The organism is Tatumella ptyseos (genome assembly GCF_030552895.1).
Taxonomy (GTDB): domain Bacteria; phylum Pseudomonadota; class Gammaproteobacteria; order Enterobacterales; family Enterobacteriaceae; genus Rosenbergiella; species Rosenbergiella ptyseos_A.
Genome location: NZ_CP130649.1, coordinates 164,472 through 188,941 on the forward strand (window position 1 = coordinate 164,472; position 24,470 = coordinate 188,941).

At 47.8% G+C, this 24,470-nt stretch carries 18 protein-coding genes; 14 read left to right on the forward strand and 4 right to left on the reverse strand.

Features of this window, described 5'->3' with window-relative positions; translation table 11 throughout:
* Nucleotides 1-4: 4 nt before the first annotated feature.
* The 5 genes from QJR74_RS00905 (at nucleotide 5) to QJR74_RS00925 (ending at nucleotide 6,802) form a co-directional block, all read left to right on the forward strand.
* Complete coding sequence (locus QJR74_RS00905; RefSeq protein ID WP_304372760.1) at nucleotides 5-892, forward strand: LysR family transcriptional regulator; 888 nt, start codon at nucleotides 5-7, stop codon at nucleotides 890-892.
* Nucleotides 893-1,022: 130 nt separating this feature from the next.
* On the forward strand, nucleotides 1,023-2,198 hold the full coding sequence (locus QJR74_RS00910) for a TDT family transporter (protein WP_304372761.1): 1,176 nt from the start codon (nucleotides 1,023-1,025) through the stop codon (nucleotides 2,196-2,198).
* Between the two features lie 70 nt (nucleotides 2,199-2,268).
* Entirely contained in the window at nucleotides 2,269-4,698 is a 2,430-nt protein-coding gene (locus QJR74_RS00915; protein WP_304372762.1) for a glucose/quinate/shikimate family membrane-bound PQQ-dependent dehydrogenase, read from the forward strand.
* A 249-nt stretch (nucleotides 4,699-4,947) separates the two neighbouring features.
* Nucleotides 4,948-5,793 (forward strand): aldo/keto reductase, encoded by an 846-nt coding sequence (locus QJR74_RS00920; protein ID WP_304372763.1) that lies wholly within the window; start codon nucleotides 4,948-4,950, stop codon nucleotides 5,791-5,793.
* Between the two features lie 178 nt (nucleotides 5,794-5,971).
* On the forward strand, nucleotides 5,972-6,802 hold the full coding sequence (locus QJR74_RS00925; RefSeq protein ID WP_304372764.1) for a fumarylacetoacetate hydrolase family protein: 831 nt from the start codon (nucleotides 5,972-5,974) through the stop codon (nucleotides 6,800-6,802).
* A 65-nt stretch (nucleotides 6,803-6,867) separates the two neighbouring features.
* Here the strand turns inward: QJR74_RS00925 and QJR74_RS00930 are convergent, their stop codons facing one another.
* Nucleotides 6,868-8,181, reverse strand: a complete 1,314-nt coding sequence (locus tag QJR74_RS00930; RefSeq protein ID WP_304372765.1) for an MFS transporter — start codon at nucleotides 8,179-8,181, stop codon at nucleotides 6,868-6,870.
* A gap of 254 nt (nucleotides 8,182-8,435) precedes the next feature.
* Nucleotides 8,436-9,437 carry a LacI family DNA-binding transcriptional regulator gene (locus QJR74_RS00935; protein WP_304372766.1) on the reverse strand — a complete coding sequence of 334 codons (1,002 nt, stop codon included), beginning with the start codon at nucleotides 9,435-9,437 and terminating at the stop codon, nucleotides 8,436-8,438.
* A gap of 151 nt (nucleotides 9,438-9,588) precedes the next feature.
* Between QJR74_RS00935 and oxlT the strand changes: the two genes are divergently transcribed.
* Nucleotides 9,589-10,845 (forward strand): oxalate/formate MFS antiporter, encoded by a 1,257-nt coding sequence (oxlT, locus tag QJR74_RS00940; protein WP_304372767.1) that lies wholly within the window; start codon nucleotides 9,589-9,591, stop codon nucleotides 10,843-10,845.
* Here the strand turns inward: oxlT and mmuM are convergent.
* Together mmuM and mmuP are read right to left on the reverse strand one after the other, a co-directional pair.
* Nucleotides 10,835-11,785 (reverse strand): homocysteine S-methyltransferase, encoded by a 951-nt coding sequence (gene mmuM / locus QJR74_RS00945; protein WP_304372768.1) that lies wholly within the window; start codon nucleotides 11,783-11,785, stop codon nucleotides 10,835-10,837. The genes oxlT and mmuM overlap by 11 nt on opposite strands.
* Nucleotides 11,772-13,175 (reverse strand): S-methylmethionine permease, encoded by a 1,404-nt coding sequence (gene mmuP, locus QJR74_RS00950; protein WP_304372769.1) that lies wholly within the window; start codon nucleotides 13,173-13,175, stop codon nucleotides 11,772-11,774. Before mmuP ends, mmuM begins: the two co-directional genes overlap by 14 nt.
* Before the next feature lie 292 nt (nucleotides 13,176-13,467).
* Between mmuP and kdpA the strand changes: the two genes are divergently transcribed.
* The 8 genes from kdpA (at nucleotide 13,468) to glyQ (ending at nucleotide 24,470) form a co-directional block, all read left to right on the forward strand.
* Entirely contained in the window at nucleotides 13,468-15,156 is a 1,689-nt protein-coding gene (kdpA, locus tag QJR74_RS00955; protein ID WP_304372770.1) for a potassium-transporting ATPase subunit KdpA, read from the forward strand.
* Nucleotide 15,157: 1 nt separating this feature from the next.
* The gene (gene kdpB, locus QJR74_RS00960) at nucleotides 15,158-17,197 is read left to right on the forward strand and encodes a potassium-transporting ATPase subunit KdpB (protein WP_304372771.1); all 2,040 of its coding nucleotides are present in this window, start codon (nucleotides 15,158-15,160) and stop codon (nucleotides 17,195-17,197) included.
* Nucleotides 17,198-17,207: 10 nt separating this feature from the next.
* Nucleotides 17,208-17,786, forward strand: a complete 579-nt coding sequence (gene kdpC, locus QJR74_RS00965; protein WP_304373931.1) for a potassium-transporting ATPase subunit KdpC — start codon at nucleotides 17,208-17,210, stop codon at nucleotides 17,784-17,786.
* A gap of 3 nt (nucleotides 17,787-17,789) precedes the next feature.
* The gene (gene kdpD, locus QJR74_RS00970; protein ID WP_304372772.1) at nucleotides 17,790-20,462 is read left to right on the forward strand and encodes a two-component system sensor histidine kinase KdpD; all 2,673 of its coding nucleotides are present in this window, start codon (nucleotides 17,790-17,792) and stop codon (nucleotides 20,460-20,462) included.
* Nucleotides 20,459-21,127, forward strand: coding sequence for a response regulator (locus QJR74_RS00975; RefSeq protein WP_304372773.1), 669 nt, complete (start codon nucleotides 20,459-20,461; stop codon nucleotides 21,125-21,127). The genes kdpD and QJR74_RS00975 overlap by 4 nt, the downstream gene beginning before the upstream one ends.
* A 219-nt stretch (nucleotides 21,128-21,346) precedes the next feature.
* Complete coding sequence (fumA, locus tag QJR74_RS00980) at nucleotides 21,347-22,999, forward strand: class I fumarate hydratase FumA (protein ID WP_304372774.1); 1,653 nt, start codon at nucleotides 21,347-21,349, stop codon at nucleotides 22,997-22,999.
* A gap of 50 nt (nucleotides 23,000-23,049) precedes the next feature.
* The gene (locus tag QJR74_RS00985; RefSeq protein WP_304372775.1) at nucleotides 23,050-23,430 is read left to right on the forward strand and encodes a VOC family protein; all 381 of its coding nucleotides are present in this window, start codon (nucleotides 23,050-23,052) and stop codon (nucleotides 23,428-23,430) included.
* Between the two features lie 128 nt (nucleotides 23,431-23,558).
* Nucleotides 23,559-24,470, forward strand: a complete 912-nt coding sequence (gene glyQ / locus QJR74_RS00990; RefSeq protein ID WP_304372776.1) for a glycine--tRNA ligase subunit alpha — start codon at nucleotides 23,559-23,561, stop codon at nucleotides 24,468-24,470.

Genomic DNA, 24,470 nt, shown 5'->3' on the forward strand with positions numbered 1-24,470 from the left:
AGCTATGAACCTTAGAACGTTACGCGTTTTTGTCGAAGTTGTCCGTCAAGGAGGCTTTACCCAAGCCGCAGATGTCGTGTCGTTGACCCAATCGTCGGTCAGCAAAGCGGTGAAAGCGCTAGAAGTTGAAGTGGGTGTTCCTTTGCTGAACCGTATTGGCCATAAAACGGAATTAACGGCTGCAGGAGAAATCGTTTATCGACGCGCGCTCGTCCTCCTTACCGAGAAAAATCACCTCCTCGCAGAGATCGATGCGTTACAGGAACTTAAGGGGGGCACGCTCCGTATAGGCTTGCCGCCAGTGGGCTGTGGGGTGTTATTTGCTAAGATGTTTACAGAGTATCGACGTCGTTACCCGCAAGTGGATATTGAATTAATTGAACATGGCGGCAATAGATTACGTGAGTTTCTAGAGGCCGGAGCGATAGATATCGCCGCATTGCTGGTATCGAAAAACGATGCCATTGCCTATCAAGACGTGCGAAATGAGCCTCTCGTTGTGGTCTTACAGGCAGATCACCCCTTAGCAGGCTATCACCAACTCAATTTTAAGGATTTACACGCTGAGCCCTTTATTCTGTTTGAAGAGGGGTTCACCCTGAACCAATTAATATTGGCCGCTTGTGAACGGCGAAAGGTGAGTCCTCGGATAACGGCTCGAAGTGGGCAAATCGATTTTATCGTCGATCTGGTGACAGCGGGATTGGGGGTTGCATTTTTACCGAGGATGCTGGCTACTAAGCACCGTCATCCCGGTATCTCATTAGTACCTCTCAATGAACCGCATACTGACTGGCGTATAGCCCTAGCTTGGCGTAAGGGTACGCAACTTCCTCCCGCGGCGATAGCTTGGTTGGAACTGGCAAAAACGTTGGCCCCGCTAAAGGAGTAAGCTTTCTTCAACCTCTCAAATAATGTTGGCGTTCACTCCACTTACCACTTTATTGGGTAGGTATATCAATATTTACCCGTTTTAAAAGTTTTAATAGATGATTTACAGTTCCTCTCTACAGGAGGAGCTTATGTCGCAGATAATAAAAAATTTGAACAAGCCGTTAACCCATTTGACTTCGTTTCAAGAGGTGGTGCGCTTTTTTACGCCAAATTGGTTTGCAGTGACCATGGGGACCGGTGTACTCGGCTTAATCCTTGCACAAGTTGCCTCACCGGATAGCCTTATATTGACTCTCGCTCGCACACTCTGGGTAATTAATATTGGCTTCTTTACCCTATTTACGCTGCTGTATGTGAGTCGTTGGATACTCTTTCCGCAAGAAGCGACTAAAATATTTAGTCATCCTCAAATGTCGATGTTTCTCGGCACCATTCCTATGGGACTAGCAACCATTATTAATGGCTTTATCAGTTTCGGTCTTCCCATCTTAGGGAACGCCGCGGTCGATATTGCTTATCAGTTATGGCGCGTCGATGCGTTTCTCGCCATAGCCTGCGGTGTTGGATTACCTCTGTTTATGTTCACACGACAATCCCATCAACTTTCGTCGATGACAGGTTTATGGTTACTCCCCGTCGTTGCGGCAGAAGTTGCCGCAGCCAGTGGCTGGATTATTGCTCCCTATGTAACCGACCCGGCACAACAACAGATGATGGTTATTTTCAGTATGGTGTTGTGGGCGTTTTCTGTGCCAGTCGCCTTATCCCTACTCGCTATTTTACTTTTACGTATGGCGCTCCATAAACTTCCTCCAGTTGCCTTATCAGCCACTACTTGGCTAGCCCTAGGACCTATAGGAACGGGGTCATTGGGGATGTTTTTACTGAGCCAGCAGAGCAGGTTACTCGCCAGTAATCCAATTTTTGAGCCTTTTAGCCACGTTATGACAGGGTTTGGCTGGATAATGGGAATTCTTTTATGGGGATTTGGGGCATGGTGGTTGCTGTTAGCTCTGGGTGTCACTTGCCATTACCTGAGGCAGGGAATTCCCTTTAATTTAGGTTGGTGGGGTTACACTTTTCCATTGGGGGTATTTACCTTAGCAACCTTCAAGCTCGCTCAGTTAACCACATTTCTATTTTTTTCAGCCCTAGCGATAGTACTACTTATCCTTTTAAGCGGAATATGGATATTGGTCATGGCTCTAACGTTACGAGGAGCGTGGAGCGGGAAACTTTTCTTCGCACCTTGTTTACAGGAAAGTAAAACCTTTAATAAGGAAACTGAAGGAAAGTTATTTTAATGAAGCATTGATGTTATTGCACGTAACAGTATTATAACGGCTCTTTATATCTTTTTGGCAGGAAAATTCCATGGGAAATACTTCTTTAAAGCCGTTATGGCTAAAGATTACTGCCCGCTTATTTGGCCTAATACTGTTATTAACCGCTCTCTTCTTTATCATCGAGGGCGGGAAATTATTGAGTTTAGGCGGTAGTGGGTACTTCTTAATTTCAGGCATCGTCTTGTTAGTGAGTAGCTTTCAACTCTTTCGTTTGAAAGCGTCAGGTGCGGTGCTTTACCTTCTGTTCGCATTGGGTACGTTAGTGTGGGCACTGATGGAAGTGGGCCTCGTGTTCTGGCCATTGATCTCACGCCTGATGTTCCCTGCTGGCTTGGCAATTGTTGCCTTTTTGTTGTTACCTTCACTGCGTCGCCCCCAAACAACACGCGGCGTCAGTATCGGTAGTTACGTGTTAGCCTTAGTGACAACAGTCGGTTTCGTGGCGGCGTTTGCCGCTATGTTTCAACCTCACGATCCTGTTGCGTTCCAAGGCGAGCCTAAGCCATTAGTGCCAGTCTCAAAACAAGCGCCGTTAACCAATTGGGATAATTATGGTAACACGCCGGGCGGAAGCCGATTCGTCGCGGCAGACCAGATAACTCGTGATAATGTCCAACACTTAAAACCGGTTTGGACCTTCCATACGGGCGATATTCCTCTTAGCCCAGACGGTAATGGTGCTGAAGACCAACAAACACCGTTGCAAGTTGGCGACAAGATATTTCTGTGTACTCCACATAATAACGTTATCGCGGTGGATGCTGACAGTGGTAAGGCGCTATGGAAAGCTGAAATCAATGCAAAATCTTCGGTTTGGATGCGCTGTCGTGGGTTAGCCTATTTTGATGCGACAAAATCCCTCCCACACCCTGAGCTTCCAGGTAGCAGCCAGCCCCTGGCTGTAAACACCGCTGATATTGCAAACTGTCCCCGTCGTATTCTGATGAATACCATTGACGGACGTTTAATTGCCTTGAACGCTGACAATGGTCAGTTTTGTGAAGGTTTTGGCGATCACGGAACGGTTAATTTATTAACCGGTATGGGCAATGCCCCTGATCCACAATATGTACTGACCTCCGCGCCGACCCTTGCTGGGACGACTGTGGTCGTCGGCGGGCGTATTTCTGATAATGTCAGTACTGATATGCCTGGCGGTGTGCTACGTGGCTTTGATGTGTTGACGGGTGCATTACGCTGGGCTTTCGACCCTGGTAACCCAAATCCTAATGCAACACTGCAACCGGGACAGCACTATGTTCGCAGTACCCCGAACTCTTGGGCGCCAATGTCCTATGATCCGCAGTCCAATACCGTGTTCATGCCGATGGGAAGTTCTTCTGTCGATATTTGGGGTGCTAATCGTACGCCGTTAGACCATAAATACGGTGCCTCAATACTGGCGGTCGATGCCAATACCGGTAAAGAGAAGTGGGTATATCAAACGGTCCATAACGATCTTTGGGACTTTGATATCCCTATGCAACCAAGCTTAATCGATTTCAAAACACCAAAGGGTGAAAATCGTCCTGCGGTGGTAGTCGGTACGAAAGCCGGGCAGATTTATGTATTAGACCGCCTGACGGGTCAACCATTAACTAAAGTCGAAAATGTGAAAGTGAAACGCGGCAACATTCCAGGCGAACAGTATAGTGATACCCAACCACGTTCAGTGGGTATGCCGCAGATTGGTGCCCAGACGCTGAAAGAATCTGACATGTGGGGCGCCACGCCGTTCGACCAGCTGATTTGTCGCGTTAACTTTAAATCGATGCGTTACGAGGGGCTTTACACCGCTCCAGGTACGGATAAGTCATTAAGTTTTCCCGGCTCTCTCGGTGGGATGAACTGGGGTAGCCTCTCAACGGATCCGAATAACCATCTGATCTTCGTTAATGATATGCGCTTAGGCTTATGGCAGCAGCTGATCAAGGCGGATCCTAACGCATCGACGGCAGCAAATACCGGCGGCGAGGCGGTTAATACCGGAATGGGTGCGGTACCGATGAAAGGCGCGCCCTATTCGGTGAATAAAAATCGCTTTATGTCGCCATTGGGTATCCCTTGCCAAGCACCGCCATTTGGTACCCTCTCTGCTATCGATATGACCACACAGAAAATTTTGTGGCAGGTTCCACTGGGTACCGTTCAGGATACTGGACCAATGGGGATCAAGATGGGCATGAAAATGCCAATCGGCATGCCTTCCTTAGGTGGTAGTCTCGCCACACAAGGTGGTTTGGTCTTTATTGCGGGAACTCAAGACTACTACTTACGGGCATTTGATAGTTCAACGGGTAAGGAAGTTTGGAAAGCTCGACTACCAGTTGGTAGTCAAGGTGGCCCAATCAGCTATGTCTCACCGAAAACCGGTAAGCAGTATATCTTGATCTCAGCAGGTGGAGCGCGTCAGTCACCTGATCGGGGTGATTATGTTATTGCCTACGCATTAAATTAACAGCTATCTTTGTACGAGAAGCGCCCCCAGTCGTGGGGCGCTTTATTTCATACCGATGGCAACCAGTCAATCAGTCATCTAGAGGCAGCTACTTTCCTCCTCCTTAACCCCCAGACGCTCACCTCGATATAGGCAATCTAATCGTTTTGCTAAGTTAACGATTCTCCCCTCTATCCGCCAGAATACCTCTGCACCAGCAGTAATGATGGACTACGCTTAGTATTTCCCGTCACGACTTAGGAGCGACCCATGGCACATCATGCAGGGCTACAGATAGCCGGCCAACCACTTCCTTCTCTGGGAATGGGCAGTTGGCGGTTGGGACAAGGCCGTTATAGTGAACAGCAAGAGATTTCGGCGCTACACCGTGGTCTAGAGCTTGGATTACGCGTCATCGATACTGCGGAAATGTATGGAGATGGGAAATCTGAGACGTTGATTGGCAAAGCGATCGAGGATCGCCGTGAACAGACTTACCTCGTTTCGAAAGTTTATCCTTGGAATGCGACGCAAAGCCAACTTGAAACCAGCTTAGATTCATCGCTCAATCGGTTACGCACTGACCATCTTGATTTATACCTTTTGCATTGGCAATCGGGTAATGATCTACAAGAAGTGGTCACGCTAATGGAAACGATGAAGCAGAAAGGAAAGATTAATGCTTGGGGCGTATCTAATTTCGACTTATCTGCAATGCAATCTCTGGTAGAGGTTGAAGGTGGGGAACGTTGCGCGGTGAACCAAGTCTTTTATAACCTTGCCGGACGAGGTATCGAATACGATCTCGCTCCTTGGTGTGCTGATCAGGACATTGCCATGATGGCGTATTGCCCGCTCGGTGGCGCAGGGTCGCACTTACTCGAATTAGATGACGTGAACACGCTTGCTGCCAAATATCAGGTAACGCCTGCAGCCTTACTACTCGCTTGGGTGATCCGACAGAATAAGATATTGGCGATACCTGAATCCGGTAATATTCAGCATGTTGAAGACAATGCGCGAGCCTTACAACTCGAGATCAGTGAGCAAGATTGTGCACAACTCACGCGCTATTATCCTGCCCCTCAGACAGCTGAGCCACTTGAAATTCGCTAAGTCGCGTCAATAAAGCGGGTATTTTTAGTAAAAGGGTGGTGAAAAGATTAGCTGCGGGATCGTCAGGCTGTTAGAATCAGCCGCTCACGGCGTCACCACCGCAATGCTCAATTACATCTAGAATTCGCTTGCAGGGAGATGACGATTTTCTCATAGACATCAACGAAAGCCGAATTTTATGCAGGTATGTAGCTTTATTATTAATAGTAGTGGCCATGAAACCTTTGGTCTGGTCTGTGAACAAGGGGTAATTGATGCAGGAAAACTGCTCGACTACCGCGATTTGAAACACCTACTGGAAGATGATGGCCTTGCCGCATTGCAGCCGCTCGCTACGCGCTCAGCAGACTACGCGTTTCATGAGATTAGTTTTCTGCCAGTGATTAAGACCCCTAATAAAATTTTGTGTGTAGGGATGAATTATTCAGAGAAGCGCATCGAATTTGGTGAAACCAACCCTGCGCCAACGTTATTTATACGTTTTGCGGATAGCCTCACCGCGCATCTCCAACCTATCCAAAAACCGGTAAGCAGTGAGCAATTCGACTATGAAGGCGAGTTGGCAGTAATCATTGGTAAATCGGCTCACCAAGTGACGGAAGATGAAGCCTTAGATTATGTGGCGGGCTACAGCTGCTTTATGGACGCCACGGTGCGTGATATGCAGTTTACATGGTTTACCGCGGGTAAAAACTGGCCAGCCACCGGGGGATTCGGACCTTGGATGACGACTCACGATGAAATCCCTGATCCGCAACAACTCGAGTTAAAAACATTCTTAAACGGCGTACAGGTTCAAAAAGACTCAACTAAAAATATGGTTCACAGTGTTGCGGCGATCATCGCCTATGTGACGCATTTCACACCGCTGTCGCCGGGTGATGTCATTATTACCGGATCACCAGGCGGTGTCGGTAAATCTCGGACTCCACAACTGTTTATGTTCCCAGGCGACGATGTTGCTGTCGAGATTAGTCAGATTGGCCGCTTATCACACATTATTCGTTAAAAAGAACCGATAGCAGGGAGTCGCTATCGGTTGAAGAGCGGTAAGTCCTGCTTACCGCAAAACACTTAACGATTAGACGCGGCGACCCCCTTTCCCGGGTGGTTGACCGCCTCATCCTCAGGCTGGATATCACACTGTTTAGGTAGCGTTACAGATAAGACCGCTGCGATAAGCAGTGAGACGGAAAGCGCATAGATAGCAACGTTATGACCATAGAAGTTAATCATTACGCCCACTAAGTATGGCCCACAAAACCCGCCCAGATTACCTAATCCGTTAATCACTCCCCGCGCAGCCCCTGCGGCTTCAGCCGAAGCAATTCGCCCTGGAATACTCCAGAACGGGCTGGTGGCAGCTTTCAAGAAGAATCCGCAAACTACTAAGGCGATATAGGCCGCCACCACATGATGACGTAATACAACGGAGGCAACCAACGAGGCCGCAAAGCAGAGCAGTGATACGCAAACCCATAAGCGACGCTTACCTGACCGGTCGCTGAATAACGAGATAACATAGATACCCGCAGCCATGGCGACAAAGGGAAGAATCGCGAGTCCGCCGACATCAGCCATGTTCCCACCCGTCAGATTTTTTAGAATCGCAGGCAGCCATAGGGTGTAACCATAGTCGCCAGTTTGGTAAAAAAAGTTGAGGAAAATAAGCGTAACTAAACCACGGTTTTTGAAGACATCTCTTAACGGTGCATTACTGACTTTGACTTTTTCTTCACGTGCTTCACGTTCTGCTTTAAGTTGTGTTAGTAAGTATTCACGTTCTTTTTCAGGCAACCAACGCGCCTCATCTGGACGGTCACTGATGAGCGCCCACCACATCATCATCACGATGGCAGAGAGGATACCTTCGATAAAGAATAACCAGCGCCAATCAAGAGCAGAGATGATTGCTCCAGAGACCGGTGCGGTGAAAATACCGCCTAGTGGTGCAAACATCATGACAATGGCATTTGCACGACCCAGCTCTTTTTCAGGGAACCAGTTGCTCACCATGGTTAGTACAACCGGTAGCATTCCCCCCTCGGCAATACCGAGTAAGAAGCGTAGAACTAGAAGTTGATATTCATGGGTCACAAAACCGGTCGCAATCGAAATCACGGCCCAAGCGGTTAACGAAGCCGCTATAAATTTCTTACCGCTACCGTGAACGGCAATGCGGCCGCCAGGAATTTGGAGGAAGAGATAGCCAATGAAAAAGATTCCGCTCACCACACCCGCCATCTGGCTGGTGATCCCTAACTCTTGATCCATCCCTCCTGGTAAAGCAAAACTAATGTTTACCCGATCCATAAATGAGATGATACAAGCAATCAGTATCGGTACGATTATCCGATACCAACGTGTCCTTGGAACATTATGACTCATAGTACTCCTCCCTCCAGAAAATGGTTTTCTGAAATAAATCTTCGCTTATCTTCCGTGAAAAATTATCCATTATCGTCTTCTTTTGCGGTCTGAATTTATAAGCATAGTCATTATATTGAGCAAAAGAGCGGATATTTTGTAGTGACTATGAAACAATGTTTTTACAAATGTTTTTGCGAGTTGTATCACGCTGAATCGTGTTAAGAAATCATGTTACGGATAACGTGATCCGGCGGGTGTTTTCCTAACCATCATTAGGAGAGCGGGAAAGTATCGCCAAGGAGAAAATGCGTCTCAAGGATGACTTGGTTGACAGTCTTGTTCCCTTGAACGCGTTGCAGTAGCAGTTCAGTTGCCTGTTGACCGACCTGATAACGAGGGGTCTTGATGCTGGTGAGACGAGGCGTTGTAATTTGCCCTATTTCTAAACCATGAAAGCCGACAATCGCAATACGTCGCGGAATATCAATACCGGCAGATTGGCACGCCCGTAATACGCCTATTGCTAAATCATCGTTAGTACAGAAGATAGCATCAAGATTAGGCACGCTATCCAAGGCTTCTCGCATCATCATTGCCCCCGTTTCAATGGAGGAGACTTTCTCTGGGCTGATATGAGTGGTGGTCAGCCCCGCGGCATTCATGGCATCACAGTAGCCTTGATAGCGTTGTTGGTCGCGTAAATCAGACATCGAACCAAAATAAGCGATATGCTTGCGTCCCGCCTCAATCAGGGCTTGAGTCGCTTTAAAACCAGCCTGTAAGTTATCAAAGCCAACATTAATACGCTCTGGTTGATGAGCAATCCCCATCACTTCCGCAATCGGGATTTTCGCGGCCTGGAGATATTTTTCGGCTCTCAAAGAGTGCGCGGTATCGGTAAGGATCAATGCCTTGATATTGAAAGCGAGTAATGCCGCAATCTGTTCCTCTTCTTTTTGAAGGGAGTAGTCGTAGCTGACGACTAGGGTTTGATAGCCCTGTGCCTCAGTAACGGTCTCAATTCCTGCTAATAACTCGCTAAATATCTGATTATTAAAGGAAGGGATAAGTACGCCAATCCGTGGGATGGACTGACTCGTGATTTGTGGATTATCTGAGTCCGGCTCAAAACCAACCTCCTCAATAACATTGGCAATGCGTTTGGCCGTATCGGCTTTCACTTTTTCAGGGGTGCGCAAAAAACGACTGACTGTCATTTTGGTTACACCCGCTAGCACTGCGATGTCATTTAAGGTAATACGTTGTTTTTTCATAGATTACGTATTGAGTGATTGGTCGCTTATTATGCCGTGAGTGACGTCAAAAAGATATGTCTCCCCCTCATCATGGTTAAGATATTTTTATCTATAAACCTTGGCACAAAGCTTGCTCCGGTTAACGTATTGAACCAAGGGAGGATAGCCGATGAGTGTACAAACTGAAGTCAGTATTAACCCGATAGCAATCCGGACCACGCAAAAGTGGCAACAACTGGTCATCGGTCTGCTCTGTATGGCGTCGATTTCTAGCCCGCAGTATGTCTGGACGTTATTAACTAAGCCATTTCTTGAGCGCCTTGATGTTCACTTACCTGTGCTGCAAGTCACTTTCTCCTTATTGATCATCTTTCAAACCTTTTTATCACCATTACAGGGCAAGCTTATTGACCGCTTTGGTGCACGCCGATTAATTGGTGTGGGGACGCTAATGACAGGGGCTAGCTGGGTAGGTGCAGCATACAGCCACTCTTTATGGATGCTTTACCTACTGTATGGCGTTGTCGGCGGGCTTGGCACCGGTATTGTTTATATTGGGATTGTCGGGCAGGTGGTTCGCTGGTTCCCTGAACAGCGAGGCTTCGCAGCCGGTATGGTTGCGGCAGGATACGGTATGGGGGCAATTGTGACGACGTTGCCGATTTCTCTATCGCTCAGTCGTTATGGATTGACCTCCACACTACTCATCTTCGGGGTAGGTTTTGCCACATTAGGTTGGTTAGCGAGTCGAGGCTTACGTGATGCACCTAATGTTACTGTGACCGTGAATCATCATCTCAGCCTTCAACGTCACTACTCATCTTCTCAGATGCTAAAACAGCCGCTCTTCTGGCTACTATTTTTTATGATGGCTTGTATGTCTACTTCGGGCCTGATGGTCACTTCTCAATTGGCAAGCTTTGCCGCGGATATTGGTGTGGGACAAGTCCTGGTTTGGGGAATGGCCGCACTGCCTTTGGCAATGAGTATTGACCGCTTAACGAATGGATTAACCCGGCCGTTATTTGGCTGGGTTTCTGATCGGATTGGTCGTGAAAATACGATGTTTGTCGCCTTTATTCTCGAAGCATTAGCGATGAGCCTATGGCTAACGTTTCGTCATGATCCCTTGTTATTTATTCTGCTTTCAGGTGTCGTTTTCTTAGGATGGGGCGAGATCTTCTCTCTTTTTCCGGCCACGTTGACCGATACTTTCGGTAGCCAACATGCCGCCAGTAACTATGGGTGGTTATATATGTCACAAGGGGTGGGTTCAATACTGGGAGGCCCCCTCGCGGCATTGCTTTATCAAGCCAGCCACGGTTGGGTCCCAGTATTTAGTTTAGCGATAGGTCTCGATATTCTGACCGCATTATTAGCAATAGCGGTCTTAAAACCTTGGCGTCAACGCTTTATCAGCGGTTAGTGAGTGCATGCTGCTGCGTGGCCAATGCTTGGATATCTTTGGGAGAAGTTCGACAACAACCACCTATGAGTTTTGCTCCAGCAGCCAGCCAGTCAGAAAGATAATCGCTAAGTTGTTGGCAGTGAGGGCCACCTTGATGCCAGGTTTTGCTCTGCGCATCGTAGGTTTCACCGGAATTAGGGTACACCACCAAGGGCAATGGGGTTAGGGAGTGCAGGTGTTTTAATGCCGCCGTCGTCTCCGTCAAGGCAATACAGTTAATGCCTAAGGCAACGACCTGTGGTTGAGTCGTTAAGTAACTCACTACTGTCGTTAAAGGTGTTCCGTCACTTAGGTGGTGCGCATCCTTAAGCGTCATGCTAAACCATGCACTTGCCTCAGGGAAGGTTTGGATCAACTCGCACAAGGCTTGGATCTCAGCAAAGGATGGCTGAGTTTCGCATGCCAAGATATCGGCGCCCGCGGCCAAAAGCTGTGTCATCCGTGGGCGATGAAAATCCATAAAATCTTCGCGGCTTAGCGAATAATCACCACGATATTCCGAACCATCGGCCAAGTAAGCACCATATGGACCAACGGAACCTGCAATGATGGGGCGAGGTGAGCTCGGCGATTCAGCAAGAAATTGCGTACGAGCCTCAACCGCTAGGGTCACACTGCGCGCAATAAGCGCTTCTGCATCATTACGATCCAATCCACGTTGCGCAAACCCTGCCAGAGAAGCTTGATAACTCGCGGTAATGGCACATTGCGCTCCGGCCCGGAAATAGTCGAGATGAACTTGTCGAATAATATCAGGTTGATTAATTAAGACATTGGCTGACCAAAGGCTATCGGTAATCTGGCAGCCTCGTGTTTCAAGCTCGGTCGCCAATGCCCCGTCCAGCACGATAAAAGGAGACTGTTCCAGTAACGAACTCAGTGGATTAGTCAGAGACATGCTTCACGTCCTTAGATTTTTTTGCAGAAGTTAAATAGTAGGCCGCATAACAACACGCAACAAAGGGAATACCACACCATAACGCTATTCTTTGGCTAGGGTCAAAAGCGAGACCTAAACAGGCAATGAGACACAGAACAAAACCCAGAACGGGTAAAACTGGGAACCAAGGGGCACGATACGCTAGCGCTTCGACCTTTTGACCCGAGGCCACATAACGCCGGCGAAAGCTAAAGTGGGAAGCACAAATACTTAGCCATACGGCAACCACTGCAAATCCTGATATAGCAGAGAGAGCCACAAAGACGGTATCGGGTGCGATGATGCTCGAAAAGAGGGCTAAGATCCCTCCCAACATACTAATGCTAATGGCAAAAACAGGTATTCCTCTTCGATTAACCTTTGCAAAAGCTTGGGGTAGGGTACGCTGATTTGCCAGCGACCACAGCATACGACCAGAAGCATATAGCCCAGAATTGGCCGCTGAAAGTATTGCCGTTAAAATAACGAAATTAAAGATATCGGCTGCATACGGAATCCCTATTTTTTCAAAGACGAGTACAAAAGGACTCTTTTCTACTCCCGCTTGCTGCATCGGAATCAAGGCAGCGAGTACAAAGACAGTGCCTAGGAAAAAGATGATTAAACGGGCAATAGTGGTACGAATAGCAACAGGAATAACCTTTTCAGGGTTTTCTGTTTCGCCGGCTGCAATCCCAATCAATTCGGTACCTGAAAAGGCGAAGTTAACAGCCACCATGGTCATCAAGATGGGCAACGTCCCATGGGGAAACCACCCTTGAGCGGTGAGATTATGTAAGAAAGGGGCGGGAGTCCCGTCGTGCATAGGAATGATGCCAAAGATGGCGGCAGCACCTAAGATAATAAACACCAGAATAGTGATAACTTTTACGAGTGAAAACCAAAACTCACCCTCTGCGAAAAAACGGGTCGAAATAATATTTAACCCAAAAATTACCACACAGAAAAGTAGACACCACTGCCAAATCGGAACTTGGGGAAACCAATACTGCATACAAAATCCCGCAGCAGTAAAGCTTGAACCCAAGGCGACTGTCCAGGTCAACCAGTATAGCCAAGCAACGGTATAGCCAGTAGCAGGGCCTAAATAGCGGGTGGCATAGACGTGGAAGGCCCCTGTTTCAGGCATGGCGACAGAAAGCTCGCCTAAGCTTTGCATCACCAACCATACCACCAACGCTCCTATCAGGTAGGCGAGTAGCGTTCCCGCCGCCCCTGTGGTGGAGATAATATACCCCGTATTAAAAAATAACCCTGTCCCGATTACTCCACCTAATGACAGCATCACTAAATGACGGGCTTTCATTGTGCGGTGTAATGTTCCGCTCTGTTCTACTTCTGGTTGCATGCGACCTTCTAAACGTTTAGACATCTAAATAGCTATCAGCACTTTATACGTTGAATTTTTTTAGAATGCAAAATTCAGCGAACCGTGAATCTAAAAAACCGGAAAAATTTTATATTTTTTTTATATTTACCGGATTTTTTCTACGAATTTTTTATCTTAAAAATCTTATTATTCAGTTAGTTAAAATAACTGGAGCGAACGCTATGTCGCTATTGTTTATAGTTGGGACGTTACTTATTCTCGCCTTATTAGTGTACCTCTTTTATGCGCTATGTTACGCGGAGGAATTCTAATGCCTACCCAAGCTGTACTGCTCGTCGCAAGCTTCCTACTCGTCGTGCTGTTATGCGCCAAACCCCTCGGGAAAGCGCTCGCCATTATTATTAGGGATGATCCTTTACCGGGTTGCCGAATGATAGAGAAAAGTTTGTTTTCTCTCTGTGGGATACGCCGTCATGGGATGACGATGACGCACTATTTATTAGCTATCGGTCTCTTCAACCTGCTCGGGCTGATCCTACTCATGGGAATACTGCTTTGTCAGCAATGGTTACCGCTGAACCCGCAGCATTTACCAGGGCTATCTTGGGATCTGGCCTTCAATACTGCAATAAGCTTCGTGACCAATACCAATTGGCAAGCTTATGCGGGAGAGACCACTATTAGTTATTTTAGTAGCTTAGTGGGCCTCACCGTACAAAACTTCCTTTCTGCGGCAACCGGCATGGCAGTACTATTCGCCCTGATACGTGGTTTAGTTTGCCGTAATCAAACGCACTTAGGGAATGCATGGCGAGATATATTACGTATCACGCTGTTTATTTTACTTCCGCTCGCTCTCCTTTTCGCCATCTTTTTTATGGGACAAGGAGTGGTTCAGACTTTACACAGCTACGTGAATTATACGTCGTTGGAAGGTGTTCCACAGAAACTCCCCCTAGGCCCCGTTGCCTCAATGGAATCGATCAAATTATTAGGAACCAATGGTGGCGGTTTTTTTAATGCTAACTCCGCTCACCCCTTCGAAAATCCCACTGCGCTCACTAACTTCGTACAAATGGTACTCATTTTTCTGATTCCTGCGTCACTGTGTTTTGCCTACGGTGAAGTATCTACTCATCGTCGACATGCGAATGCGGTGTTATGGGCAATGGGGGTTATTTTTGTCTGTGCAGTGATCGGGGTAATGATGGCTGAAATGAAAGGTAATCCTCATTTCATCCTGAGCGGAGCAGAGAGTGCGATGAACTGGGAAGGAAAAGAGAGCCGATTCGGCATCCTTGCCTCGTCACTCTATACCGTCGTCACCACCGCAGCCTCTTGTGGTGCTGTGGTAGCAATGCACGACTCATTGACAGCATTAGGCGGATTAATTCCACTTTGGCTGATGCAAATCGGTGAAGTGGTTTTTGGCGGAGTAGGGTCCGGGCTATATGGCATGTTAATTAACGTTATGCTCGCGGTCTTTATTGCCGGTCTAATGATAGGACGAACCCCTGAATATCTGGGTAAAAAAATTGGTCCAACCGAAATGAAGATGGTGGCGCTTTATATTCTCATCACACCACTATTAGTGTTAACCGGGACAGCCCTTGCATTAATGACGGAGGCAGGACGTGCGGGAATCATGAATCCCGGTCCACATGGTTTTACCGAGGTATTGTATGCCCTCTCTTCTGCTGCCAACAACAACGGTAGTGCTTTTGCAGGGTTGTCAGCGAATACTCCCTTTTGGAACCTTCTGCTAGGTGTTGTCATGCTACTTGGACGCTTCTTACCCTTTATTCCCTTACTGATTATTGCCGGACGGATGGCACAACGTACTACCCAGCCAAGGGGTGCAGGAACACTCCCGACTTATGGTGGCTTATTTGTCGGACTATTAATTGGAACCGTATTACTTACCGGAGCCTTAACCTTTATCCCATCCTTAGCATTAGGACCGGTGGCCGAACATATGCAATTTATTGGGAGCCGCTAATATGCGTACTTCAACAATTAATCGTCATGCTCTTTTACAGGCATGTGGCGCTTCATTTAAAAAATTGTCGCCTATTACCCAGTTAAGAAACCCTGTGATGTTTGTGGTGTGGTTAGGCAGCGCACTTACTAGCATTATGGCGCTTCAAGCGGTCTTTCAACATCAGTGGATGAATGCTTCATTTACTGGGGCAATCAGTATTTGGTTATGGTTTACCGTACTCTTTGCCAATTTCGCGGAGGCTTTAGCCGAGGGAAGGAGTAAAGCACAAGCCGAGAGTTTAAAAGGATTAAAGCAGACTAGTTGGGCGAAAAAAATTACTCAGCCTATCGAAACAGCGACCTACTCCAGAGTTCAGGCCGATACCCTTCGTAAGGGCGATTGGGTTCGTGTGGAGGCCGGGGATATCATCCCTTGCGATGGTGAAATCTTAATCGGTGGTGCTTCTGTTGATGAAAGTGCCATCACCGGCGAATCTGCACCGGTGATCCGCGAAGCGGGGGGAGATTTTGCCTCGGTAACGGGCGGAACACGTATCCTCTCTGACTGGTTAGTCATTCAATGCAGTGTTAATCCAGGTGAAACCTTTATTGACCGGATGATCACCATGGTAGAGGGCGCTAAACGCCGTAAAACACCGAACGAAATAGCGTTATCGATTCTATTGATCTCATTGACCATCATTTTTGTTATCGCGACGGCAACCTTATATCCATTCTCACTTTGGGGCGGGAAATCGATCGATATCGTTGTTCTGGTGGCATTACTCGTTTGTTTAATTCCGACCACTATTGGCGCATTGCTATCCGCCATTGGCATTGCGGGAATGAGTCGTATGCTGAACGCCAATGTTATCGCAACCAGTGGACGAGCGGTTGAAGCCGCCGGTGACGTTGATGTCCTATTAATGGACAAAACCGGCACCATTACTTTCGGTAATCGCCAGGCTGCAGCCTTTTATCCTGCAGAAGGGGTGACGGAGGAAGCGCTGGCGAATGCGGCACAATTAGCCTCGTTGGCGGATGAAACACCGGAAGGACGCAGCATTGTTGTGCTGGCAAAACATCGCTTCAATTTACGTGAACGGGAGTTAAGCAGCTTACAGGCGACCTTTATCCCTTTTACCGCGCAAACACGAATGAGCGGGATTGAGTTTGCTCAGACACGAATTATGAAAGGCGCGATGGAAGCAGTACGTCAGTATATCCACTCACTCGATGCCATTTTCCCTGATAGTGTTGCACAGCTCGCTGATGAGATTTCTCGTAAGGGAGAAACGCCGCTGGTGGTGGTTGAGAATAAGAGGGTAATGGGTGTCGTTGCACTGAAAGATATAGTGAAAGGCGGAATTAAGGAACGTTTTAGTCAATTAAGGAAAATGGGGATTAAAACGGTAATGGTGACTGGCGACAATCCATTGACCGCGGCAGCGATTGCCGCCGAAGCGGGAGTGGATGATTTCTTGTCACAAGCAACGCCAGAAGCGAAGCTCGCGTTGATTCGTCAATACCAATCAGAAGGCCGTATGGTGGCGATGACGGGGGATGGCACTAACGATGCACCCGCCTTAGCGCAAGCAGACGTTGCGGTAGCGATGAACTCAGGTACGCAAGCGGCGAAAGAGGCGGGGAATATGGTTGATCTAGATTCCAACCCGACCAAGCTATTGGAAGTGGTCCACATCGGTAAACAGATGCTAATGACTCGCGGATCACTGACCACTTTTAGTATTGCAAACGACGTAGCGAAATACTTCGCGATTATTCCTGCTGCTTTTACCGTGGTCTATCCACAGCTAGCGGGGTTGAATGTTATGCACCTGCACTCACCCGCCTCTGCTATTTTATCGGCGGTCATTTTCAACGCCTTAATTATTATTGCGTTAATTCCATTAGCCTTGAAGGGTGTTCCTTACAAAGCGGTTTCGGCCTCGGCATTGTTACGGCGTAATTTATGGATCTACGGTTTGGGCGGGTTGATCTTACCTTTTCCTGGTATCAAGGCTATCGATCTATTACTGACCTTTATGGGCGTTGTGTAGGGGATTAATGATGAATATGTTACGACCTGCGTTGTTGTTATTTATCCTGTTAACGGTGATAACGGGGGGTGTTTATCCCTTAATCACTACCGTTGTAGGTAACCAGCTATTCCCACAGAAAACTCAGGGGTCACTGATTGTTCAACAGGGACAGGTCAGAGGATCACAACTGATCGGCCAAGATTTTAACCAGCCAGGCTATTTCCAAGGACGCCCTTCAGCGACCGCTGAACATGCCGATAATCCTATGGCCTCTGGCGGCAGTAACCTGTCTGTCAGTAATCCACAATTGGTCCAACGGATCGAACAACAGATAGCGTTGCTACACAGCCAGAACCCTGAGGCGAGCAAAAGGGTTCCGACTGAGCTAATTACCACCTCAGCCAGTGGCCTCGATCCGATGTTATCGGTTAGCGCAATGGCATGGCAAATCCCGCGCGTTGCACGCGCACGCAAACTACCGATAAGTGAGATCGAAAAAATAGTCGATCGCTTTACCATAAAGCCTCTGCTGTCTTTCATGGGGCCCACTGTGGTAAATGTAGTGTCAGTAAATGTAGCGCTTGACCACTATTCGCAAGGAAAGTAATGCATGACCGCCGATGACGTTCGCCGACCCACGCCAGAACACTTGCTGTTAGAAAACCAGAAGGCAACCCGCGGGAAGCTCAAAATCTATCTTGGTGCCTGTGCAGGGGTTGGGAAAACCTGGGCAATGCTACAAGAGGCGCACCGATTACAAGAGCAGGGTGTCGATATACTGGTAGGGGTTGCTGAAAGTCATGGGCGTGTGGGCACACAAGCGCAATTGGAAGGACTCCCGCTTCTTCCTCGTCAAAAAGGGCGCGGGGAACTCTATGATGAATTTGATTTGGATAGCGCGTTACAGCGTCATCCGGAAATTATTTTAGTTGATGAACTGGCGCATACTAATGCACCAGGGAGTCGTCACCCTAAGCGTTGGCAAGATGTTGAAGAGCTATTGGATAGCGGAATTGATGTCTTCACGACGCTGAATATTCAGCATTTAGAGAGTCTCAACGACGTCGTCCGTGGAATCACTGGCATTCAAGTTCAAGAGACCCTGCCAGACCCTTTTTTCGATCAAGCCAATGAAGTGGTTTTAGTCGATATCTCTCCAGATGACTTACTTGAGCGCTTAAAAGAAGGGAATATCTATGTGGGCGCGCAAGTGGAGAGAGCCATCGAGAATTTTTTTCGGAAAGGGAACCTTTTTGCCTTGCGTGAACTCGCTTTACGCCGAACGGCTGAACGGGTCGATGGGCAGATAAGAGCTTGGCGCGAAGGGAGGCGTTTAGCCGATCGTGTTTGGCACACGAACGATGCGTTACTGGTCTGCTTGAAGAGTGATCAAGGTAGTGAAAAACTCATCCGCGTTGCGGCGAGACTCGCTAAGCGTTTAGGCTGTGAATGGCATGCGATAAGCATCGATACCATTGGCTACCGGCGACGTTCTCGCGAGCAACGTCATCGCGCCTTACAACATTTACGTCTAGCCGAAAAATTGGGCGCACTTACCGCGACGCTTTCCGATACGGATCGCTGTTCGGCGGTCATTCGCTATGCTCGAGAGCATAACTTAGGAAAAATAATCATTGGGCGTCCCTCTACTCCGCGCGCCTTCCTAGAAATAGGGTTTCCAGGGTTAGCTCGACAACTGGCAAGAGCCGCTCCAGATCTCGATCTACTGATTACGGCCTGTGGGGAAACTCAGCAGCAGTCCACACTGATTCCCTCGCTGGATTGGGCATCGGCACCTTGGAAAGGGTGTTTTGCTGCGGCATTATTTTGTGCAGTGATCACTGCATTTTTCAATTTTTTTCTTCCACAGTTTTCTCCGATCAATTTGGTGATGGTTTACCTCTTGGGAGTGGTACTCACCGCACTAAAATTTGGTCGCCTACCCGCTGTCTTTGCCTCCATAATTAATATTGTGATGTTCGATTGGTTCTTTGTGGCGCCGACCGGACAATTAGGGATCTCCGACGCACAGTATGCCGTGACCTTTGGCATCATGTTAGGGGTAGGATTATTAATTGGAAATCTTACCGCGAGTCTACGGTACCAAGCTCGGGTCGCTCGTTCACGAGAAAAACGGAGTACTCAACTTTACGAGTTGGCCAGTGAACTCAGTCAGCAGAGTGCGATGGGTGATATTGCGCTCGCTGGTGAGAAAGCGGTGAGTCGAGCCTTCTCGGCGCACTGTGAAATTTGGCTACCGGATGAACAGAACATACTGCAACCTATCTCAGTCGAAACACGTCAATTTCTACCCGACCGTGCCATCTTGAGATGGTGTTTTGAAAAAGGTCAGGTGGCTGGTGCGGGGACAGATACCTTACCGGGGGTTCCCTATAAGATGATCCCGCTCTTAAGTGGTGACCAGTGTTATGGTGTGGCGATATTAACGATTAACGATGCCCATACGCTAATCAGTCCAGAGCAACAAAGATTGTTGGATACTTTCGTATTACTGCTCGCCGGCGCACAGCAACGCGTAACATTGACGCAACGTGAACAGCTGTCTCAAGTTACCCTTGAACGTGAAGCTTTACGCAATACGCTACTCTCCGCACTATCTCATGATTTAAGGACCCCCCTGACGGTACTCTTTGCTCAAGTAGAAATGCTAACACTCGAAGTAGACTCCCAAGACCAGCCAATCATCGAACAGCTTTCTGCGCTACGAGAACAAACCTTAGGGATGATCCGCTTAGTAAGTAATATTCTAGATATGGCGAGAATAGAAGCGGAAGGTTTTCATCTGAATACCGATTGGTTGAGCGTGGAAGAAATTCTACAAAGTGCGCGCGAAGCCATAGAACGTCTCTTCCCAGAAGTACAAATCGATTTCCAATGTCCAGAGCAAGTGATATTGATTCGCGGCGAAGGCCCTTTACTCGAGCGGGTGTTTGTTAATCTCTTCGAGAATGCGGTCAAGTATGGGCAAGGCCGTGTGAAGCCTATTAGGGTAGAAGTTAACCTCCTTTTAGAACAGGTTGAGATCAGCGTCTGTGATCAAGGCGCGGGGCTAAGCACAGAGGACACAGCGTCATTGTTTGCAAAATTTAGTCGCGGTAAGACTGAGTCGACTATCCCCGGCGTGGGAATGGGGCTGGCAATCTGTAAAACTATTGTCGAATTACATGGTGGCCAAATCTATGCTGAAAATAGCCCACCAGGTGGGGCATGCTTTACACTACGTCTACCCGCCACAACCCTACAGGGTGACGGAACATCATGACCACTTATTTAATTATTGAAGATGAAGTACAGATTAGTCGTTATCTAAAACGGATCTTGGCGGCAGAACATGTCAAAATTCTGCACGCCGAAAGCTTACATCAAGGACTTGCCTTAGCCGCAGCACGCCCGCCTGACTTAGTACTGCTCGATTTGGGGCTCCCTGATGGAGAGGGGCTGGACTTTATTCAGCAGTTTCGTTCTTGGAGCGATAAACCGATTATTGTTTTGTCGGCACGCCATGAGGAATCAGTAAAAGTTACGGCCTTGGACCGAGGTGCGGATGATTACTTAACTAAGCCTTTTGGTATGGGAGAGCTTCAAGCAAGAGTCAGGGTTGCACTACGACGTCGTGAATCGGCTCCGCACAGGGTGAAACGCTTTGGGGAAATTGAAATCGACTTTGAGGCGCATACCGTGAAGCGATCAGGAGAGATCGTTCACTTAACGGCGATGGAATATAAATTATTAGAATTACTGATTCGCCATGCTGGAAAAGTCCTGACACAGCATTTTATCCTATCGTCGTTATGGGGCCCTAATGCTGAGGATAGCCAATATCTTCGGGTATATATTGGTCATCTGCGTAAAAAATTGGAACCCGATCCACGGCGGCCTCAATATTTTATTACCGAAAATGGTATTGGCTATCGATTTGTCGAGTAATTTAAGCGATTGCGATGGAGAGTGAATCGCTGTTTTTGTCGACGAAGATCACTATTTAAGGTAACGGAGTATGGTTAAGTGAGACGAGTGCAGGGATGACATTTGTAATAAATATGTTAATAATCACGCCATAAATGTTTTCCCGATAAGTTTGCCCTAACGCTTCAACGATAAGAAGCGCAGCAGGGTGTCCTGATAATAAGTCAAGTGAGCTGAAGAATGTCGAATAAACCGTTTTTTTTCCAAGAACCGTTTCCCCTGTCTGAAGATAAAACTGAATATTACTTACTAAGCACTGACCATGTTTCTGTCTCCGAATTCGAAGGGCAACCGGTGCTTAAGGTCGCTCCTGCTGCACTAACACTACTCGCCCAACATGCATTTCACGATGCCTCATTTTTATTACGTGCCTCACATCAACGACAAGTGGCTGCCATCCTTGATGACCCTGAGGCCAGCGAGAACGACCGCTATGTAGCCTTACAATTCCTACGTAATTCTGAAATTGCAGCACGCGGTATCTTACCGACCTGCCAAGATACAGGTACTGCGATTATTGTTGGTAAAAAAGGCCAAGCAGTGTGGACTGGTGGTGGCGATGAGGCAGCACTTGCGCAGGGGGTTTACAACACCTATACCGAAGATAATTTACGTTATTCGCAGAACGCACCATTGGATATGTATAAAGAGGTCAATACGGGAACCAACCTTCCGGCTCAGATTGATTTATACAGTGTTGAGGGCGATGAATATAAATTCCTTTGTATGGCGAAAGGCGGTGGTTCAGCTAACAAAACGTATCTTTTTCAAGAAACTAAAGCCTTATTATCGCCGGGAAAACTTAAAGATTACTTAGTCGAGAAGATGCGCAGTTTAGGCACCTCCGCCTGCCCGCCTTACCATATTGCTTTTGTTATTGGGGGAACCTCAGCAGAAGCGACACTTAAAACGGTAAAACTCGCCTCCGCGCACTATTATGACAATCTGCCGGCAACGGGTAATGAACATGGGCAAGCCTTCCGCGATCATCAATTAGAGCAGGAGCTGTTAGAAGCGGCACAGAATTTAGGGATCGGTGCGCAATTTGGCGGGAAATATTTTGCGCACGATATTCGCGTTATTCGCTTACCCCGTCACGGCGCATCTTGCCCTGTCGGCATGGGCGTTTCCTGCTCCGCTGACCGAAATATCAAAGCGAAAATCAACCGTAAAGGGATTTGGATCGAGAAACTTGAAGCCAATCCAGGCCGCTATATCCCGGAAGCGATGCGCCAACAAGGTGAAGGGGACGTGGTGAGCATCGATCTGAACCGTCCGATGACCGATATTTTAGCGCAGCTTTCACAGTATCCGGTTTCCACGCGCCTCTCCTTATCAGGCACCATTATCGTGGCGCGTGACATTGCCCACGCAAAATTAAAAGAGTTAATGGACAGTGGGGAACCGCTGCCGCAATACGTGAAAGACCATCCTATCTACTATGCAGGACCGGCCAAAACTCCTGAAGGCTATGCTTCAGGCTCCTTGGGCCCGACCACCGCCGGCCGCATGGATTCGTATGTCGACCAGCTGCAAGCGAATGGCGGCAGTATGATTATGCTGGCGAAGGGTAACCGCAGCCAACAAGTAACGGATGCATGCCATCAATACGGTGGGTTCTACTTAGGGAGTATTGGCGGTCCTGCCGCCGTACTTGCCCAACAAAGTATTACTAAATTAGAGTGTGTCGCTTATCCTGAATTAGGCATGGAAGCGATCTGGAAAATTGAGGTCACCGATTTCCCGGCCTTTATTTTGGTTGACGATAAAGGCAATGATTTCTTCCAAAACATCCAGAACGGTAAATGCCAAGGATGTGCGATGAAAGGTTAATATCAAAAGGCGTATATCGATACGCCTTAATTGTAGAGTGAGAGGATAAAATGTTCAGTCACGTTATGCTGGGTTCTGATGATATTGCCGTATCTCAAAAATTTTATGATGCGTTATTCACCGTCATTGGTGCTGACGCGCAGGGTACCGATGATAAGGGGCGCCTCTATTACATAAAAGGACAGCAAATGTTCTTGGTAACGCGTCCTATCAATGGTGAGGCCGCGAGCGGTGCTAACGGTGGGACAATCGGTTGGGCGCTTCCTAGTGAAGAAGCGGTTAATCAGTGGCACCAAGCTGGAGAGCAAGCGGGGGGAACCGCCATCGAAAACCCTCCTGGAGTGAGAACCGTGGGGAACCGTGAGCTTTACCTTGCGTATCTACGCGATCCGTTCGGTAATAAACTTTGCGCATTGTACAGTAAGGCATAATAACTGACCCAAGGTTGCCCTATTGTTGAGTTTCGTACGTATTTGCTAAGGATTTACGGCTGCATATCTGACAGCCAGAGGGTATACTAGCCTTCACTTTTTTTAGCGTATCGCGTGCGGAACTCATAATGCAAAAGTTTGATACCAAAACCTTTCAAGGACTGATCCTGACATTACAGGATTACTGGGCAAACCAGGGCTGTACTATTATCCAACCTTTGGATATGGAAGTCGGTGCGGGCACCTCTCATCCAATGACTTGTCTGCGCGCGTTAGGGCCAGAACCTATGGCGTCGGCCTATGTGCAACCCTCACGTCGCCCGACTGACGGCCGCTATGGTGAAAACCCCAACCGTTTGCAACACTATTATCAATTTCAAGTGGTTATCAAACCGTCTCCTGAAAACATCCAAGAACTCTATTTAGGATCGTTGAAAGCACTTGGTCTGGACCCTACCGTTCATGATATCCGCTTTGTTGAAGATAACTGGGAAAACCCAACGCTTGGTGCGTGGGGATTAGGCTGGGAAATCTGGTTAAACGGAATGGAAGTCACACAGTTTACCTATTTCCAACAAGTAGGTGGACTCGAATGTAAGCCTGTTACGGGTGAAATTACTTATGGTTTAGAGCGTCTGGCCATGTATATTCAAGGCGTTGACAGCGTTTACGACCTGGTTTGGAGCGATGGTCCTTTCGGTAAAACCACCTATGGTGACGTATTCCATCAAAATGAGGTGGAGCAGTCGACCTACAATTTCGAGTATGCCGATGTTGACTTCTTGTTCAGCTGCTTTGAGCAACACGAGAAAGAAGCACAGCAGCTTTTGGCACTTGAAACACCGTTACCTCTCCCTGCCTATGAGCGGATTTTGAAAGCCGCACACTGCTTTAACTTGTTAGATGCCCGTAAGGCGATTTCGGTGACAGAGCGTCAACGTTACATTCTGCGCATTCGTACCCTGACAAAAGCAGTAGCTGAAGCGTATTACGCTTCTCGTGAAGCCTTAGGCTTCCCAATGTGTAATAAAACCAAATAA

Bases quoted from the DNA above. Each gene is read 5' to 3' on its own strand.
- QJR74_RS00935 (WP_304372766.1), bottom strand. From the start codon at position 9,437: ATGAAAAAACAACGTATTACCTTAAATGACATCGCAGTGCTAGCGGGT.
- QJR74_RS00910 (WP_304372761.1), top strand. From the start codon at position 1,023: ATGTCGCAGATAATAAAAAATTTGAACAAGCCGTTAACCCATTTGACT.
- QJR74_RS00920 (WP_304372763.1), top strand. From the start codon at position 4,948: ATGGCACATCATGCAGGGCTACAGATAGCCGGCCAACCACTTCCTTCT.
- QJR74_RS00975 (WP_304372773.1), top strand. From the start codon at position 20,459: ATGACCACTTATTTAATTATTGAAGATGAAGTACAGATTAGTCGTTAT.
- QJR74_RS00985 (WP_304372775.1), top strand. From the start codon at position 23,050: ATGTTCAGTCACGTTATGCTGGGTTCTGATGATATTGCCGTATCTCAA.
- oxlT (WP_304372767.1), top strand. From the start codon at position 9,589: ATGAGTGTACAAACTGAAGTCAGTATTAACCCGATAGCAATCCGGACC.
- QJR74_RS00925 (WP_304372764.1), top strand. From the start codon at position 5,972: ATGCAGGTATGTAGCTTTATTATTAATAGTAGTGGCCATGAAACCTTT.
- glyQ (WP_304372776.1), top strand. From the start codon at position 23,559: ATGCAAAAGTTTGATACCAAAACCTTTCAAGGACTGATCCTGACATTA.
- mmuM (WP_304372768.1), bottom strand. From the start codon at position 11,785: ATGTCTCTGACTAATCCACTGAGTTCGTTACTGGAACAGTCTCCTTTT.
- fumA (WP_304372774.1), top strand. From the start codon at position 21,347: ATGTCGAATAAACCGTTTTTTTTCCAAGAACCGTTTCCCCTGTCTGAA.
- mmuP (WP_304372769.1), bottom strand. From the start codon at position 13,175: ATGCAACCAGAAGTAGAACAGAGCGGAACATTACACCGCACAATGAAA.
- QJR74_RS00915 (WP_304372762.1), top strand. From the start codon at position 2,269: ATGGGAAATACTTCTTTAAAGCCGTTATGGCTAAAGATTACTGCCCGC.
- QJR74_RS00930 (WP_304372765.1), bottom strand. From the start codon at position 8,181: ATGAGTCATAATGTTCCAAGGACACGTTGGTATCGGATAATCGTACCG.
- kdpC (WP_304373931.1), top strand. From the start codon at position 17,208: ATGAATATGTTACGACCTGCGTTGTTGTTATTTATCCTGTTAACGGTG.
- kdpA (WP_304372770.1), top strand. From the start codon at position 13,468: ATGCCTACCCAAGCTGTACTGCTCGTCGCAAGCTTCCTACTCGTCGTG.
- QJR74_RS00905 (WP_304372760.1), top strand. From the start codon at position 5: ATGAACCTTAGAACGTTACGCGTTTTTGTCGAAGTTGTCCGTCAAGGA.
- kdpD (WP_304372772.1), top strand. From the start codon at position 17,790: ATGACCGCCGATGACGTTCGCCGACCCACGCCAGAACACTTGCTGTTA.
- kdpB (WP_304372771.1), top strand. From the start codon at position 15,158: ATGCGTACTTCAACAATTAATCGTCATGCTCTTTTACAGGCATGTGGC.